Origin of the sequence: Variovorax sp. PvP013 (assembly GCF_050435945.1) — a bacterium.
Taxonomy (GTDB): domain Bacteria; phylum Pseudomonadota; class Gammaproteobacteria; order Burkholderiales; family Burkholderiaceae_C; genus Variovorax.
The window spans coordinates 503,188-520,336 of record NZ_JBNDLF010000003.1 but is presented as its reverse complement, the minus strand read 5'-3'; the positions used below and the strand labels follow the sequence as shown (position 1 = coordinate 520,336).

Below are 17,149 nucleotides of genomic sequence, written 5' to 3'. Positions count from 1 at the left end.
CATGTTCAAGAAGATCCTGATCGCCAACCGTGGCGAGATCGCCTGCCGCGTCGCCGCGACCGCGCGCCGCCTGGGCGTGCGCACCGTCGCCGTGTATTCCGACGCCGACGCGGACGCCCGCCACGTGCGCGCCTGCGACGAGTCGATACATCTGGGCGGCAGCGCGCCCAAGGACAGCTATCTGCGTTGGGAAAAGATCCTGGAGGCGGCCCGCGCGACCGGTGCCGAGGCCATCCACCCGGGCTACGGCTTCCTGAGCGAGAACGAGGCCTTCGCCCAGGCCTGCGCCGACGCCGGTGTCGCCTTCATCGGCCCGCCGCCCTCGGCGATCCAGGCGATGGGCCTGAAGGCCGAGTCCAAGCGGTTGATGGAGGGGGCCGGCGTGCCGCTGGTGCCCGGCTACCACGGCGCCGACCAGGACCCGGCATTGCTCCAGCGCGAGGCCGACCGCATCGGCTACCCGGTGCTCATCAAGGCCAGCGCGGGCGGCGGCGGCAAGGGCATGCGCGCGGTCGACCGCTCGGAGGACTTCGCCGCCGCGCTGGCCTCGTGCCGACGCGAGGCCATCAACAGCTTCGGCGACGACGCGGTGCTGATCGAGAAGTACGTCCAGCGCCCGCGCCACATCGAGATCCAGGTCTTCGGCGACGCGCACGGCGGCTGCGTCCACCTGTTCGAGCGCGACTGCTCCGTGCAGCGCCGCCACCAGAAGGTGCTGGAGGAGGCGCCCGCGCCCGGCATGACCGAGGCGCTGCGCCAGCGCATGGGCGCGGCGGCCGTGGCGGCAGCCCGGGCGGTGAACTACGTCGGCGCCGGCACGGTGGAGTTCATCGTCGAGCAGCGCGCGGGCGGCGAGACGAGCGCCGCGCTGGGCCGCCCCAAGCAAGCGAGCACCCCCTCGGGGGGCAGCGAGGACACGTCAGTGCCGAGCGAGGGGGCCGACATGTCTTTTTTCTTCATGGAGATGAACACGCGGCTGCAGGTCGAGCATCCGGTGACCGAGGCCATCACCGGGCTCGACCTGGTCGAGTGGCAGCTGCGCATCGCCTCGGGCGAGCCCTTGCCGCTGCGCCAGGACCAGCTCGCCATCACCGGCCACGCCATCGAGGCGCGCATCTGCGCCGAGAACCCCGACAACGATTTCCTGCCCGCCACCGGCACGCTGCAGGTCTACCGCAAGCCGCCGGCCACGGCCTTCGAGCGCCTGGCGCCGGGCGGCGGCCGGGCGCCGGTGCGCATCGACGACGGCGTGCGCCAGGGCGACGCGATCTCGCCCTTCTATGACTCGATGATCGCCAAGCTGATCGTCCACGGCGCGACGCGCGACGAGGCGCTGGCCCGGCTCGACCAGGCGCTGGCGCGCACGCGCATCGTCGGCCTGGCGACCAACGTGCAGTTCCTGCGCGGCATCCTGGCGACGGCGTCGTTCGCGAAGCCCGACCTCGACACGGCGCTGATCGAGCGCGAGCGCGCGGTGCTGTTCGACCGCGAGCCGCTGGGCCTGCCGCTGGCGGCGGCGGCCGTGGTGGCGCGCACGTTGCTCGACGAGCGCCGCATCGCGTCGGCCGATGGCGGTCCGTTCGCGCGGCGCGACGGCTGGCGCTCGCACGGCGGATCGACGCGCCGCTTCGAGCTCGAATTCCACGGCGCGACCGAGCCGGCCACGCTGACCTACGGCCGCGACGGCGGCTTGCGGCTGGCGGTGGGCGGCGTCGAGCGGGGGCTGTCGATCGGCGGGCTGCCGCCGGCGCCGGGCGGGGAGGGCGGCAGCGGGGGTGACGGCAGCGACGACGACTTCGAGCTGCGCTTCGACGACGGCACGCGCCACGTCGTGCAGGTGGCCTGGGTCGACGGCGGCCACGGCCTGCGCGTCGGCCACGTCTTCACGGCGCGGGGCGCCACGCGCATCACGCGCGTCGACCGGCTGGCCCACGCCGGCGAGGCGCAGGCCGAGGGCGGCCGCCTGACCGCGCCGATGCCGGGCAAGGTCGTGTCCTTCGCCGTGAAGGCCGGCGACGCCGTCTCGCGCGGCCAGCCGCTGGCGGTGATGGAGGCCATGAAGATGGAGCACACCATCGCCGCGCCGGCCGACGGCACGGTCGAGGAACTGCTGTATGCGCCGGGCGACCAGGTGGCGGAGGGGGCTGAATTGCTGCGGATCGCGGTCGGCGCCGCCGCTGCCGTCCCCGCCGCCGTCGCGGCCTGACTGACTGGATAAGCTCGATTGCCCATGCACATCACCGTCTCCCTCCCCGAACGCCCCGACGCCTGGATCGCCGGCCTGCAACGCGAACTGCCCGGCGCCGTCGTCGAGGCTTGGCAACCGGGCGCGGCGCCGGCCGACCACGCGGTGGTCTGGGCGCCGTCGCAGCGGTTCATCGACGAGCAGGCGCCGACCCTGCGCGGCCTCTTCAACATCGGCGCCGGCGTCGACGCGCTGCTGGCGCTGCGCATCCCGGACTCGATGCGCATCGTGCGGCTCGACGACGCGGGCATGTCGGTGCAGATGGCCGAGTACGTCTGCCACGCGCTGATCCGGCATTTCCGCGAGTTCGACGGCTACGAGGCCGATGCGAAGGAGGGCCGCTGGGGCTTCCGCCGGCCACGCCCGCGACAGGACTTCCCGGTCGGCGTGATGGGCCTGGGCGTGCTGGGCCGGCGCGTCGCGAAAGCCGTCGCGCAGTTCGAGTTCCCGGTCAACGGCTGGAGCCGCACGCCGCGCGAGGTCGAGGGCGTGCGCGCCTTCGCGGGCGCGGCGGGCTTCGACGACTTCCTGGCCGCGAGCCGCGTCGTCGTCTGCCTGCTGCCGCTGACCGACGACACGCGCGGCATCCTGCGGCGCGAGACGCTGGAGAAGCTCCACGGCGGCGCTCCCGGCGGGTACGTGATCAACGTGGCGCGCGGCGCGCACCTGGTCGAGGACGACCTGATCCCGCTGCTCGACGATGGCCGGCTCGCCGGTGCCACGCTCGACGTCTTCCAGACCGAGCCGCTGCCGCCCGGTCATCCGTTCTGGCGCCATCCGAGGATCACCGTGACGCCGCACGCCTCGGCGCGCACGCTGCGCGACGAGTCGATCGCGCAGATCGCGGGAAAGATCCGCGCGGTGGAGGGCGGTGCGGGGTTCGACGATCTGCCGGGCGTCGTCGACGGCGCGCGCGGGTATTGAAGCGATGAAAGGCGATTCCATGACCACATCCCACACCCTCCCCACCCGCGTCAGACTCGTCGACGTCGGCCCGCGCGACGGCCTCCAGAACGAGAAGCAGCCGGTCCCGGCCGACGTCAAGATCGGCCTCGTGCACCGCCTGCAGGCGGCGGGCCTGCGCGAGATCGAGGTCACCAGCTTCGTCAGCCCGAAATGGGTGCCGCAGATGGCCGACAACGCCGAGGTCATGCGCGGCATCGCGCGCGAGCCGGGCGTTCGCTACTCGGTGCTGACGCCCAACATGAAGGGCTTCGAGGCCGCCGTCGCCGCGCCGCGCGAGGAGTGGCCCGACGAGATCGTGGTCTTCGGCGCGGCCAGCGAGGCCTTCAGCCAGCGCAACATCAACTGCTCGATCGCCGAGAGCATCGAGCGCTTCGCGCCGGTGGTCGCCGCCGCGCGGGAGAAGGGCATCCACGTGCGCGGCGCGATGTCGTGCACGGTCGGTTGCCCGTACGAGGGCGAGATCGCGCCCGAAGCGGTGGCTCGGCTCGCCGGGCTGATGAAAGACATCGGCGTCCAGCGCGTGGACGTGGCCGACACCATCGGCATCGGCACGCCGCGCAAGGTCCAGGCGGCGATCGAGGCCGCGCTGTCGCACTTCGACATCGATGCCGTCTCCGGTCACTTCCACGACACCTACGGCCAGGCGCTGGCCAACACGCTGGCCGCGCTGGAGCTCGGCGTGTGGAATTTCCAGTCCTCGTCGGCCGGCCTGGGCGGCTGCCCCTACGCCAAGGGCGCAACGGGCAACGTCGCGACCGAGGACGTGGTCTACCTGCTGCACGGCATGGGCATCGAGACCGGCATCGACCTCGACCGGCTGATCGACGCCGGCGTCTACATCAGCGAGGCGCTCGGCCGCGAACCGAACTCGCGCGCCTCCAAGGCGATCCGCAACAAGCGGCTGGGATGAACCGGATGACGTCGGACACGCGGACGTCGGACGCGGCGGACACGGGCATCGGCGACGCCGGCGGCGACGGCGACGGCGCGGTGACCTCGACTGACGCCGCCGCGGCCCTGGGACGGAGCGAGGAGCGCCGCGCGCTCGCGGTCCGCGCCGCCGTGGCACGACGCGCGGTGCGGGACGTGCCCTCGCCCTGCATCTCGGTCTGCCGCATCGACGCGGCGAGCGGGCTGTGCACGGGCTGCCTGCGCACGCTCGACGAGATCGCCGGCTGGAGCCGCATGCCCGACGCCGGCAAGCGCGGCGTCTGGCGCACCATCGAGCTGCGCGCGCGGCCGCTGCCGTCGCCGTCCTGAACACCGACCCCCCAGACCCCCCGACAAAGGAGACCGCGCGATGACCCACATCGATTTCCATCTCGACTTCGTCTCGCCCTACGCCTACCTCGCCTTCGAGCACCTGCCCGCGGTGCTCGAGGGTCTCAGCTGCGAGGTGAGCTACCGGCCGGTGCTGCTCGGCGCGCTGTTCAAGCACCACGGCCACACGCCGCCGGTGGCGTTGCCGGCCAAGCGCGCCTGGGTCTACCGCCAGGCGCTGTGGCTCGGCCACGCGCACGGCATCCCGATCGACCTGCCGGCCGTGCATCCTTACGACCCGCTGCCGCACCTGCGGCTCGCGCTGGCGACGAGTGCCGACGGCGCGATCAGCCGCCTCGTCGCCGAGACCGTCTTCCGCGACGTCTGGCGCGGCGGCGCCGACGCGGCCGACCCCGGGCGGCTCGCGGCACTGGCGCAGCGCCTGCCGCCGCCGGTGCGCGACGCCGGCGGCGACGCGGTCAAGGCGCAGCTGCGCGCCAACACGGCCGAGGCCATCGCGCAGGGCGTCTTCGGCGTGCCGTCCTGCGTGGCCGACGGCCGGTCGTTCTGGGGCTTCGACGGTCTGGCGATGCTGCGCGCGGCGTTGCAGGGCGATGCCTGGTTCGACGGACCGCAGTGGGACGACGCCGACGTGCGTTCCCGGGCACCCGCGCCCGGCGTCCCACGAGGCTGACGCGGCCCGGGACCCGCCCGACGACGCTTGCTCCGCGGCTTGCAGACGCCCCGCGCGCGCCCTGACGGAGCGCGGGTTCGATTCTTGCGATGGTCGATCCGTGGCCGTGACCGTGGCCGACGAAGGCGGATGAGCCGTTCGGCATGTCCGCCGTGCGTTTCCACGAACATTGCCCGACCCCGCACCGGTCGCCTCGCCGACCGGAGGAGAGGGCCGTCCATCCCGGGCGGTCGCAGGGTGCTTCCAAAGGACATCGCATGAAGCGAATGAAGAAGACGTGTCACCGCACGCTGGCGACCACCACCGTCGCGCTGCTCGCCGCCACCACCGCCGCCGCGCAGAGCGACGTGACGCTCTACGGCCGCGTCAACACCACGGTCGAGAACCAGAAGGTCGGGGAGGCGAGCACGACCGGGCTGTTCAACAACTCCTCGCGCTTCGGCTTCCGGGGCGTGGAGGACCTGGGCGGCGGCCTGAAGATCGGCTTCGGGCTGGAGAGCGGTTTCGCCTCCGACACCGGCATCGCCGCCAGCCCCTTCTTCGCCCGCCGCAGCGAGGTCGACCTCTCCGGCGCGTTCGGCCGCCTGCGCCTGGGCCGCTGGATCGCCGAGTCGTACTTCGCGACGGCCGACTACGTGAGCCTGCACAACCACGACACCGGCTCGTCGGCCGACGCGCTCTACGCCTACGTCAGCCGCGACAGCAACAAGGTCGCCTACCGCACGCCGGTGTGGAACGACTTCACGCTCGAAGGCTCGGTGGGCCTGCACGAGCAGGTTTCCGGCACGCCCGCCGCCGCCGGCGCCAACGGCAGGAATTCCTATGACTTCGCGGCCAACTACAAGCTCGGCGCCCTGGCGCTGGGCGCGGGCTACACCAAGCTCGACCAGATCAACCAGTTCGCGCTGCGGGCCTTCTACGCGATCGGTCCGTTCCTGCTGGGCGGCTACGTCCAGCGCGACGAGAACGCCTTCTTCGCCAACGGCGGCAAACGCGACTCGGTGCGCCTGTCGGGCGCCTACCTGCTAGGCGCCTCGGAATTCCACCTCAACGTCGGCCGCGCCGGCGACTACGACAACGTGCCCGACAGCGCCGCCACGCAGTACACGCTGGGCTACAACTACAACCTGAGCAAGCGCACCAAGATCTACGGCTACTACACGCGCGTGAACAACGGCGCGGCGGCGTCCTACCAGAGCGGCGTGGTGGGGGCGGACTTCCGCTCGGTGGCGGTGGGGGTGCGGCACAACTTCTGAGCCGGCGTCCCGCGCGGGCGTCGCGGGAAGCCGATGGCGGGCAGGGAAGGGATCGCGAACCGGGAGACGGCCGTGCGATCCGGGGCCGCGACGGGGCGTCCGTGCCCGGCCGTGTGGGGAAAACCCTCTCCCGCGTGCGGCATGTCGCCCTGCGGCGCGGGCGTGGGAACCCCTTCCTAGAATGTTTGCCCCACCCCCCAAGGCACGCATGACACAAGGCTCCATCCGCATCCGCGGCGCCCGCCAGCACAACCTCCAGAACCTCGACATCGACATCCGCACCGGCGAGATGACGGTGGTCACCGGGCCGAGCGGCTCGGGCAAATCGAGCCTGGTCTTCGACACCCTGTATGCCGAAGGCCAGCGCCGCTACGTCGAGACCTTCTCGGCCTACGCGCGGCAGTTCCTCGATCGCATGGACAAGCCGGCGGTCGACCGCGTGGAGGGCGTGCCCCCGGCCATCGCCATCGACCAGACCAACCCGGTGCGTTCCTCGCGCTCGACGGTCGGCACGATGACCGAGCTCAACGACCACCTGAAGCTGCTGTTCGCGCGGGCGGCCAACCTGTTCGACCGCGAGACCGCGCTGCCGGTGCGCCACGATTCGCCCGACAGCATCTACGCCACCCTGGCCGAGCGCGCCGCGGCGGCGGGCGATCCGCGCCTGGTCGTGACCTTCCCGGTCGAGCTGCCGGCCGCGACCTCGGCCGACGAGGTCGCGCAGTGGCTGTCGGCCAGCGGCTTCACGCGCGTGCAGGCCGAGCGCGAGGTCGCCACGCCGACCGGCGCGCGCAAGGTGCTCGACGTGGTGGCCGACCGCTTCCGCATCGGCGGCGCCGAGCGCGTGCGCGTGCTGGAGGCGATCGAGACGGGCCTCAAGCGCGGCACCGGCCGGCTGATGGTCTACGTCCTGCCCACCACGGCGCCGGAGGCGGCGGGAGACGGCGGCACGGCAGCGGCGGCCGAGCCAGAGATCTGGCGCTTCTCCACCGGCCTGCACTGCCCCGAGAGCGACATCCGCTACACCGACCCGATCCCGTCGATGTTCTCGTTCAACTCGGCCGTGGGCGCGTGCGAGACCTGTCGCGGCTTCGGGCGCGTGATCGGCGTCGACTACGGGCTGGTGATCCCGGACGAGCGACTGACATTGCGCGCGGGCGCCATCAAGACGATCCAGACGCCGGCCTGGAAGGAGGCGCAGGACGACCTCATGCGCCACGCCGAGGCGGCCGGCGTCCCGCGCGACACGCCCTGGAACAAGCTCTCGCAGGCGCACAAGGACTGGGTCATCGACGGCTCGCCGAACTGGAACGGCAAGTGGAACCAGCAGTGGTTCGGCGTCAAGCGCTTCTTCGAGTACCTGGAGAGCAAGGCCTACAAGATGCACATCCGCGTGCTGCTGTCGAAGTACCGCAGCTACACGCCGTGCCCGGTCTGCGCGGGCGCGCGGCTGAAGCTGGAGAGCCTGCTGTGGCGCATCGGCGGCAAGGCCGAGGCCGACGCCGTGCTGGCGCCGGAGAAGCGCTTCATGCCGGCGGGCGTGCAGTGGTCGCGCGCCCAGCTGGAAGCCCTGCCGGGCCTGTGCCTGCACGACCTGATGCTGCTGCCGATCGAGCGGCTGCGGAAGTTCTTCGACCTGCAGTCTCCCTCACCCCAACCCTCTCCCGCGAGCGGGAGAGGGAGCCGGACCGAGACGCCGCACGTCCTTCCTCCGCCCGTCGATGAAGGGTTGCGCGCTTCCGCCGCCCCATCCGACGACGCCATGACTTCACTCCCTCTCCCGCCCGCGGGAGAGGGCCGGGGTGAGGGTCTCCCGACCCCCGGCACCTCCTCCGGCGACGCCCAGGCCCTCAAGCTCCTGTTCGAGGAGATCACCACCCGCCTGCGCTACTTGCACGACGTCGGCATCGGCTACCTCACGCTGGACCGCCAGAGCCGCACGCTCTCGGGCGGCGAGGTGCAGCGCATCAACCTGACGACCGCGCTGGGCACCTCGCTGGTCAACACGCTGTTCGTGCTCGACGAGCCCAGCATCGGCCTGCACCCGCGCGACATGAACCGCATCACCGAGGCCATGCTGCGCCTGCGCGACGCCGGCAACACGCTGGTGGTGGTCGAGCACGACCCGGCCGTCATGCTGGCGGCCGACCGCGTGATCGACATGGGGCCCGGTCCCGGCATCCGCGGCGGGCAGATCGTGTTCGACGGCACCACCGACGCCCTGCGCGACGCCGCCACGCTCACCGGCGACTACCTCGGCGGACGCCGCCAGATCGGCATGGGCTTCAAGCGCGCCGTGACCGACCACACCGCGCGCCTGATCCTCGAGGGCGCGCGCGAGCACAACCTGCGCGACGTCTCGGTCGAGTTCCCGCTGCAGCGCCTGGTGGTGGTCACCGGGGTCAGCGGCTCGGGCAAGTCGACGCTGGTGCAGGACGTGCTCGCGCCGGCGCTGATGCGCCACTTCGGCAAGGCCACCGAGACGCCCGGCGCGCACGACCGCCTGCTGGGCGCCGAGCAGCTCGGCGACGTGGTCTTCGTCGACCAGTCGCCCATCGGCAAGACCGCGCGCTCCAACCCGGCGAGCTACGTCGGCGCCTGGGACGCCGTGCGCGAGATCTTCGCCACCGCGCCCCTGTCGCGCCAGCGCGGCTACACGGCCAGCAAGTTCAGCTTCAACAGCGGCGACGGGCGCTGCCCGACCTGCGGCGGCTCGGGCTTCGAGCACGTCGAGATGCAGTTCCTCTCCGACGTCTACCTGCGCTGCCCCGACTGCGACGGCAAGCGCTACCGGCCGGAGATCCTGGAGGTGACCATCGAGCGCCCGCTGCCCGCGCGCGCCGGCGCCACCCAGGCCGACGGCGCGCCCGTCGCGGCCGGCACCGTGCGTCCGGTGGCGATGAACGTCGCCGACGTGCTCGACCTCACCGTGGCCGAGGCCGCCTTCGCCTTCGCCGGCGACCGCGAGGTGCTGCGCGTGCTGCAGCCCATCGTCGACGTCGGCCTGGACTACGTGAAGCTCGGCCAGCCGGTGCCCACGCTCTCGGGCGGCGAGGCGCAGCGCCTGAAGCTGGCGGGCTTCCTGGCCGAGTCGGTCAAGAACGCCTCGGCCAGCCGGCAGGCGCTGGCGCGCAAGGGCACGCTGTTCCTGTTCGACGAGCCCACCACCGGACTGCATTTCGACGACATCGCGCGCCTCATGCGCGCATTGCGCAAGCTGCTCGACGCCGGCCATTCGCTGGTCGTGATCGAGCACAACCTCGACGTCATCCGCGCCAGCGACTGGCTGATCGACCTCGGCCCCGAGGGCGGCGACGGCGGCGGCCAGGTCGTGGCGGTCGGCACGCCGGAGCAGGTGCGCGAGCGCGCCGATTCGCTCACGGGCGAGGCGCTGCGGGACTACGAGCTGGCGATCGGGCCGTCGCGCTTCGTGGCGGCCGAGCCGCGTGCAGCCTGCGCCGAGGCGCGCTCGACGTCGCCGTCGCCGTCGAACAGCATCCAGATCGTCAACGCCCGCGAGCACAACCTCAAGAACCTCTCGGTCGACATCCCGCGCGGCAAGTTCAGCGTCGTCACCGGCGTGAGCGGCTCGGGCAAGTCGACGCTGGCCTTCGACATCCTGTTCAACGAGGGCCAGCGGCGCTACCTCGAATCGCTCAACGCCTACGCGCGCAGCATCGTGCAGCCGGCCGGGCGGCCCGAGGTCGACGCCGTCTACGGCATCCCGCCGACGGTGGCGATCGAGCAGCGCCTGTCGCGCGGCGGGCGCAAGAGCACGGTGGGCACCACCACCGAGGTCTGGCACTTCCTGCGCCTGCTCTACGTCAAGCTCGGCACGCAGCACTGCATCCACGACGGCGCGGCCGTGCAGCCGCAGACGCCCGACAGCATCGTCGCGCAGCTCATGCGCCGCTTCCACGGCCAGCACATCGGCCTGCTGGCGCCGCTGGTGAGCAACCGCAAGGGCGTCTACACCGAGCTGGCCGACTGGGCGCGTCCGCGCGGCTACACGCACCTGCGGGTCGACGGCGGCTTCCTGCCGATCACGCCGTTCCCGCGCCTGGACCGCTTCAAGGAGCACAGCATCGAGCTGCCGGTGGCCAGCCTGGACGTCTCCGCCGCCAACGAGGCGGCGCTGCGCGAGGCCCTGGCCCGCGCGCTGGAGCACGGCAAGGGCGTGGTGCACGTCATGAGCGAGCTCGACGGCCTGCAGGAGGCGCTGACCAGCGGCGCCCCGACCGCCGGCATCGGCCGCACGCAGGTGTTCTCCACCCTGCGCGCCTGCCCGGTCTGCAGCACCAGCTACGCCGAGCTCGACCCGCGCCTGTTCAGCTACAACAGCAAGCACGGCTGGTGCCCCGACTGCGTGGGCACCGGCGTCAAGCTCACCCGCGACCAGCGCCAGGTCTTCGACGACTCCGTGCTGGCCGACGACCAGAAGGGCCGCGAGCAGACCTTCGCCGAACCCGAGGCCGAGGACGTCGGCGACGTCGTCTGCCCGACCTGCCAGGGCACGCGGCTCAACGCCGTGGCGCGCGCGGTGCTGTTCGAAGGGGGCTTGCTCCCTCTCCCGCCTGCGGGAGAGGGCGGGGGTGAGGGTCCGGGCATCGCCATCACCGACATCGCCCGCCTGAGCGTCACCGACATCCGCAAGTGGTTCGAGCGCCTGGCGCTCACCGGCCGCGACGCCGAGATCGCGCGCGACCTGGTGCCGGAGATCCGGAGCCGGCTCGAGTTCCTGGAGGAGGTCGGCCTGGGCTACCTGACGCTCGACCGCGGCGCGCCGACCCTCTCGGGCGGCGAGGCCCAGCGCATCCGGCTGGCGGCGCAGCTCGGCAGCAACCTGCAGGGCGTGTGCTACGTGCTCGACGAGCCGACCATCGGCCTGCACGCGCGCGACAACCGCATCCTGCTCGACGCGCTGCACAAGCTCGGCGAGAAGGGCAACACGCTGGTGGTGGTGGAGCACGACGAGGACACCATCCGCCGCGCCGACCACATCATCGACATCGGCCCGAGCGCCGGCAAGCGCGGCGGCCGGCTGGTCGCCGAGGGCGCCGTCGCCGACATCGAGGCCGCCGCCGACTCGCAGACCGGCCGCTACCTGCGCGACGCCATCCGGCATCCGTTGCAGGCGCGCCGTGCGGTCTTGCTCCCTCCCCTCCCGGGGGAGGGAGAAGTTGCCAACACCTGGCTGACCGTGCGCGGCGCCGACCTGCACAACCTGCAGGACGTCACCACGACCCTGCCGCTGCATCGCCTGGTCGCCATCACCGGCGTCAGCGGCTCGGGCAAGTCGACCCTGGCGCGCGACGTGCTGCTGGCCAACGTGCAGGCGATCGTCGTCCAGCGCATGACCAAGGCCGGCCGCGACGCCGATGCCGCCGGCAAGCGCCCGGCGTGGACGGGCTGCGACACGGTCGAGGGCTACGAGAGCGTCGACCGCGTGCTGGAGGTCGACCAGACGCCGATCGGCAAGACGCCGCGCAGCTGCCCGGCGACCTACATCGGCTTCTGGGACACCATCCGCAAGCTGTTCGCCGACACGCTGGAGGCCAAGGCGCGGGGCTACACGCCAGCGCGCTTCAGCTTCAACACCGGCGAGGGCCGCTGCCCGGGCTGCGACGGCGCGGGCGTGCGCACCATCGAGATGAGCTTCCTGCCCGACGTGAAGGTGCCCTGCGAGGTCTGCCACGGCGCCCGCTTCAACCCCGAGACCCTGGCCGTCACCTGGCGCGGCAAGAGCATCGGCGACGTGCTGCAGCTGGAGGTCGACGAGGCGGTCGGCTTCTTCGCCAGCATGCCCAACATCGCGCATCCGCTGCAGCTGCTGGTGGACGTCGGCCTGGGCTACCTCACGCTCGGCCAGCCGTCGCCCACGCTCTCGGGCGGCGAGGCGCAGCGCATCAAGCTGGTGACCGAACTGAGCAAGGTGCGCGACGACGTCACGCGCCGCGGCCAGAAGCCGCCGCACACGCTCTACGTGCTCGACGAGCCGACCGTCGGCCTGCACATGGCCGACGTCGAGAAGCTGATCCACGTGCTGCACCGGCTGGTCAATGGCGGCCACAGCGTGGTGGTGATCGAGCACGACCTCGACGTCATCGCCGAGGCCGACTGGCTGATCGACCTGGGCCCGGAAGGCGGCAACGCCGGCGGCCGCATCGTCGCGGCGGCGCCACCGGAGGAGGTGGTGCGCCTGGGCACGCACACCGGCGTGGCGCTGGCGCCGGTGCTGGCTCGGAATTGAGCCGCGTCGACGGGCTCAGCGATAGTCCAGGTTCGAGACGATGCTGCCGGTATCGATGTGCTGCGAGATCTGGCGCATCGAGCGGTCCGCTTGCAGGCGATACCGATCTGTCACCTCGATGCGAGCGCCGACGATCGTCGTCGTGCCGATGACGGTCAGTACAGCGGTGGTGTCGCTTTCACGTTGTACCGTGTAGCGCGTCGTCACGGTGCCGAGCGCCCGGGTCAACGTGGCGTTGCTGTAGAGGGTGCTGTGGGCCCACTCGCCGCTTGCGCCGGGTTGCACCTTGGTGGGCAGCACGGCCATCGTCACGACCTCCACATCGCCTGCCGTTCCGGACGCGGTGGTCGCAATGTGCTGGTAATTGCTGTCGTAATGACGGTCGGCACTGGAGCTTTGGGTTTGCGACTTGCCCCGTCGATCGGTACCGGTCAGCGTGGTGGAGATGGTCTTGCGCAGTGTCGGCTTGCCATTGAAGTTGCTCGCCACGGGCGAGCCCATGTCCAGCGAGCCCTGGAAATCGATCACTTCACCCAGGCTGGTCGCACGCCCGCTCACGGTGTAGTGAGCCGATCCGGCCAGATAACTGGCATAGGCGCCAGCCAGATCGAAATCGGTGATCTGGGCCACAGGGACCGCTGCCTGGGGTGTTGCGAGCGCCGATGTCGCTGCGGAGCCACCTCCTCCACCATCGTCGCCGCCGCCACCACATGCCGCCAGTGTGGCCACCAGCAAGGCCGCACCGGGCCAAAGCAAAAACTTTCTCATGAAGAACTCCCTTGTTTGTAGCGCGATCGGCGGGTCATCCATGACCCTGTACTGAATCGATCGCGGCGGGAGTCTAGGAAGAGCCTACAGGTTGCAGATCGAGATCGACAAATAAAGAGCGAAAACGACTCTTTCTTCATGCGCTGTTGCGCTTCATAGGCCGCCAAGATCGGTTTCAGGCTACGTTGGGCCATGTCGGTGTCTGCATCTCATCCGCGACGCGAGTCGCCCATGCGACCCGTCTCGCGGGTGAAACCCGATGGGCCGGCGCCTCAGGGAAGTCTCTAATGGCGCGATCCATGTGCCTCCAGGAGCCCGCTTCCATGTTTCGCCGTTCCATCGTCCGCGCCGCCGCTGTCTGCCTGACCGCCGTGGCGGCCGCCGTCCCCTTCGTCGCCGCGCAGGCGCAGGGCTTTCCCGCCAAGCCGGTCAAGCTCGTCATCGCCTTCCCGGCCGGCGGGCCGACCGACATCACGATGCGCCAGCTCGCCGACAACGCCAGCAAGATCCTCGGCCAGCCCGTCATCGTCGACAACAAGCCCGGCGCCGGCGGCACGCTGCCCGCGCAGTCGCTGCAGACCTCGGCGCCCGACGGCTACACCGTCGCGCAGATCCCGCTGGGCGTGTTCCGCCTGGGCTACACCACCAAGCTCAACTGGGACCCGATCAAGGACATCAGCTACGTCATCAACGTCACCGGCTACGCCTTCGGCCTGGTGGTGCCGGCCGACAGCCCGTTCAAGACCTGGGCCGACTTCGTCGCCTACGCCAAGGCCAACCCCGGCAAGCTGACCTACGGCTCCACCGGCAACCTGACCAGCCCCCACCTCACCATGGAGACCCTGGCCCAGCGCGCCGGCATCCAGCTGCAGCACGTGCCCTACAAGGGCAGCGCCGACCTGATGCTCGCCACCGTCAGCGGCCAGCTGATGGCCGCGGCCGACAGCACCGGCTTCGCGCCGCAGGTCGAGGCCGGCAAGCTGCGCGTGCTCAACACCTGGGGCGCCACGCGCCTGGCCAAGTTCCCCGACGCGCCCACGCTCAAGGAGCTGGGCTACGACATCGTGCAGAACTCGCCCTTCGGCATCGGCGCGCCCAAGGGCACGCCGCCGGAGGTGGTCAAGAAGCTGCACGACGCCTTCAAGCAGGCCATGGAGGATCCCAGCTACGTCGCCGCCCTAAACCGCTACGACATGCTGCCCGACTACAAGAGCACGGCGCAGTACACGCAGTTCGCGCAGGACACGATGGCCAAGGAGAAGGCGGTGATCGACAAACTGGGGTTGGCGAAGCCGCAGTGAAGCGGATTCACCGCACCCCCAGCACCGCCCGCGCCACCTCCGCGAACCCCGCCCCGCGCTCGCCCCGCGCCACGTAGCGCGGCAGGTGCGCCAGCTTCGGCACGAAGCGCGCCACGTTGGCCACGCCGATGCTGTGGGCGAAAGCGCCGAACATGACCTGGTCGTTGGTCGAGTCGCCGACATAGGCCCAGCGGTCCATCTCCTCGTCGAGCGGACGGTCCCACAGTTCCCGCACGATCCAGCGGGCGCCGGCGAGCTTGTCGTTGTCGCCCAGCCAGCCGTTGACGTGGATGCTGCTGACGGTGGCGTGCAGGCCCTCGGCGCGCATGAGCGCGACGACGGCGTCGATGGTGGCCTCGTCGAGCCGCGCGAACTCGCCGTGGTCGATGGCGATGTCGGTCTCGCGGCCGGCCGAATCGGTGGCGCGGCGGGCGCCGGGGATCTCGCGCTCGATGCGTTCGAGCACGCGCTGCATGCGCGCGAAGTTCGCGGCGCGCCGCGTGGCGTCGTTCAGGAAGTAGCGCCGGGGCGGCACCGGGTGCAGGCTGTCGCCGGGCCGCCAGGGCGGTGGCGGCAGCAGGGCCACGGCGCCGTTCTCCGCCACGATGGCGTCCACCGGCCAGGTCGCGATGAAAGGAAGGCTCCAGCCCACCGGCCGGCCGGTGACGGCGACCACCTTCAGCCCGGCGGCGCGCAGCTCGGCCAGGGCGCGCAGGGCGTCGGGCGTGATGGCGCCGTCGGTGGTGAGGGTGTCGTCGATGTCGGTGAAGACGCCCGCGAGCGCGGCACGCTCGGCCGCGGGCCAGGTCGCGAGCGGACGCATGCGCGGGCCCGACGCCGGTGCGACGCCGGGATCGACCCGGTCCGGCGACCGGGCCTGCGCCGCGCCGTCGCCGTCCGCGCCGAAGACCAGGTACCGCGCCGCCGCGAAGTTCGCGAACATGCCGCCCAGGCTGCCCAGCGCCACGCCCAACGCGGGCGCGAACGCGGCGTCGACGCCGCGCAGCGTCAGCGCGTAGATGCCGTAGTTGATCGCGGCGCCGCCCAGCATCGAGGCGATGTAGCGCAGGTACTCGCGGCCCACCGAGCGCACCGTCGCGTGCGTCCGCGAGCGCTCGGCGAAGGTGAAGCGCCGGTTCAGCCACCACGTCGCCGAGGCGGCGGCCAGGAACGACACCACGCGTCCGGCGTACCAGCCCAGCAGCGGCGCGAGCACGTGCAGCACGGCCAGGTCGACCGCCAGGCCGACGACGCCGACGAGGGCGAAGCGCAGGAACCGACCCTTCAGCAGCCTGTGCACCAGGGAGATCGGCGTCGCCTTCATGCGGCGCGTCCCGCCGCGCTCGCGGGGTCGGCGTCGACCGACGCGTCGGCCACGACTGTCGAGTCTCCCGTCCCCTCCGCGTCCGACAGCCCGGCCGCCGCGCGCAGCGTCGCCGGGATCGACAGGTACACCAGCCGCTTGGCCTCCTGCCGGCCGAGCGTCACGGTGTGCAGCACCGCGCCGCAGACCTGCGCCAGCATGCCCGCCAGCATCGTGCCCGTGGCCAGCACCGCCGTCGGCAGCCGGGGCACCAGGCCGGTCCGCCAGTACTCGACGGCCAGCGGCACGGCCAGGCCGATCGACGCCAGGGCGCACAGCGCCGCCAGCGCGGTGAAGAAGGCCAGCGGACGCTCGCTGATGAACAGCCGCAGGATGGTGCGCAGGATGCGGCCGCCGTCGCGGAAGGTCGACAGCTTGCTCTGCGTGCCCTCGGGCCGCGCCAGGTAGGGCACGGGCAGCTCGCCGCAGGGCATGCGCAGTTCCAGGGCGTGCACGGTCAGTTCGGTCTCGGTCTCGAAGCCGCGCGCCGCCGCCGGGAAGGACTTGGCGTAGCGGCGCGAGAACACGCGGTAGCCCGAGAGCATGTCGCTGAAATGGCCGCCGAAGAGCAGGCCGACGCTCGAGGTCAGCAACCGGTTGCCCAGGCGGTGGCCGGGGCGGTAGGTCTGCGGGTTGCGGCCGTCGTCGAAACGCGTGCCCACCACCATGTCCAGCCCGTCGTCGAGCAGCAGGTCGACCATTTCGGCCGCCCGGCCGACGTCGTAGGTCGCGTCGCCGTCGACCATGACGTAGAGGTCGGCCTCGACGTCGGCGAACATGCGACGCACCACGTTGCCCTTGCCGCGCAGGGCCACGTGCGCGACGCGGGCGCCGTGCGCGCGCGCGACGGCGGCGGTGCCGTCGGTGGAGCGGTTGTCGAACACGTGGATCGCGGCGCCGGGCAGCGCGGCGCGGCAGTCGGCGATGACTTGCGCGATGGCGCCTTCTTCGTTGAAGCAAGGGATGACGACGGCGATGCGCGGGTCGCGCGGGACGGACGGCGGTGCGAGGGCCGGGCGGGGGAGGGGCGTCATGGGCGGGCGGTC

The 17,149-nt window shown here is 71.7% G+C and carries 11 protein-coding genes and 1 pseudogene; 8 read left to right on the top strand and 4 right to left on the bottom strand.

The window, feature by feature from the left end:
* Position 1 precedes the first annotated feature (1 nt).
* The 7 genes from ABID77_RS12805 to ABID77_RS12775 all read left to right on the top strand — a co-directional run bounded on the left by ABID77_RS12805 (position 2) and on the right by ABID77_RS12775 (position 12,671).
* Positions 2–2,206, top strand: a complete 2,205-nt coding sequence (locus ABID77_RS12805) for an acetyl/propionyl/methylcrotonyl-CoA carboxylase subunit alpha (RefSeq protein WP_429596071.1) — start codon at positions 2–4, stop codon at positions 2,204–2,206.
* Positions 2,207–2,230: 24 nt separating this feature from the next.
* A complete protein-coding gene (locus ABID77_RS12800) occupies positions 2,231–3,169 on the top strand; it encodes a 2-hydroxyacid dehydrogenase (RefSeq protein WP_429596068.1) in 939 nt (312 codons plus the stop codon).
* Between the two features lie 19 nt (positions 3,170–3,188).
* Positions 3,189–4,121 (top strand): hydroxymethylglutaryl-CoA lyase, encoded by a 933-nt coding sequence (locus tag ABID77_RS12795; protein ID WP_429596066.1) that lies wholly within the window; start codon positions 3,189–3,191, stop codon positions 4,119–4,121.
* Between the two features lie 107 nt (positions 4,122–4,228).
* Entirely contained in the window at positions 4,229–4,471 is a 243-nt protein-coding gene (locus ABID77_RS12790) for a DUF1289 domain-containing protein (RefSeq protein WP_429596175.1), read from the top strand.
* A gap of 40 nt (positions 4,472–4,511) precedes the next feature.
* Positions 4,512–5,165, top strand: coding sequence for a 2-hydroxychromene-2-carboxylate isomerase (locus ABID77_RS12785; RefSeq protein WP_429596063.1), 654 nt, complete (start codon positions 4,512–4,514; stop codon positions 5,163–5,165).
* Between the two features lie 266 nt (positions 5,166–5,431).
* Positions 5,432–6,421 carry a porin gene (locus ABID77_RS12780; RefSeq protein ID WP_429596172.1) on the top strand — a complete coding sequence of 330 codons (990 nt, stop codon included), beginning with the start codon at positions 5,432–5,434 and terminating at the stop codon, positions 6,419–6,421.
* A gap of 208 nt (positions 6,422–6,629) precedes the next feature.
* Positions 6,630–12,671 carry an excinuclease ABC subunit UvrA gene (locus ABID77_RS12775; RefSeq protein WP_429596060.1) on the top strand — a complete coding sequence of 2,014 codons (6,042 nt, stop codon included), beginning with the start codon at positions 6,630–6,632 and terminating at the stop codon, positions 12,669–12,671.
* Positions 12,672–12,686: 15 nt separating this feature from the next.
* Here the strand turns inward: ABID77_RS12775 and ABID77_RS12770 are convergent, their stop codons facing one another.
* Positions 12,687–13,481: a hypothetical protein gene (locus ABID77_RS12770; protein WP_429596057.1), complete on the bottom strand. Its 795-nt coding sequence runs from the start codon at positions 13,479–13,481 to the stop codon at positions 12,687–12,689.
* Positions 13,482–13,762: 281 nt separating this feature from the next.
* Here ABID77_RS12770 and ABID77_RS12765 point away from each other — a divergent pair, with 281 nt between their 5' ends.
* The gene (locus ABID77_RS12765) at positions 13,763–14,740 is read left to right on the top strand and encodes a tripartite tricarboxylate transporter substrate binding protein (RefSeq protein WP_429596054.1); all 978 of its coding nucleotides are present in this window, start codon (positions 13,763–13,765) and stop codon (positions 14,738–14,740) included.
* 7 nt (positions 14,741–14,747) lie between these two features.
* On the opposite strand, the gene ABID77_RS12760 is transcribed toward ABID77_RS12765, so the two are convergent.
* The 3 genes and pseudogenes from ABID77_RS12760 to ABID77_RS12750 form a co-directional block, all read right to left on the bottom strand.
* On the bottom strand, positions 14,748–15,563 hold the full coding sequence (locus ABID77_RS12760; protein ID WP_429596169.1) for an HAD hydrolase family protein: 816 nt from the start codon (positions 15,561–15,563) through the stop codon (positions 14,748–14,750).
* 93 nt (positions 15,564–15,656) lie between these two features.
* Positions 15,657–16,064, bottom strand: a pseudogene (locus tag ABID77_RS12755) (GtrA family protein); the annotation flags it as partial.
* Complete coding sequence (locus tag ABID77_RS12750; RefSeq protein WP_429596051.1) at positions 16,061–17,137, bottom strand: glycosyltransferase family 2 protein; 1,077 nt, start codon at positions 17,135–17,137, stop codon at positions 16,061–16,063. The pseudogene ABID77_RS12755 and the gene ABID77_RS12750, both read right to left, overlap by 4 nt.
* Between the last annotated feature and the right edge of the window lie 12 nt (positions 17,138–17,149).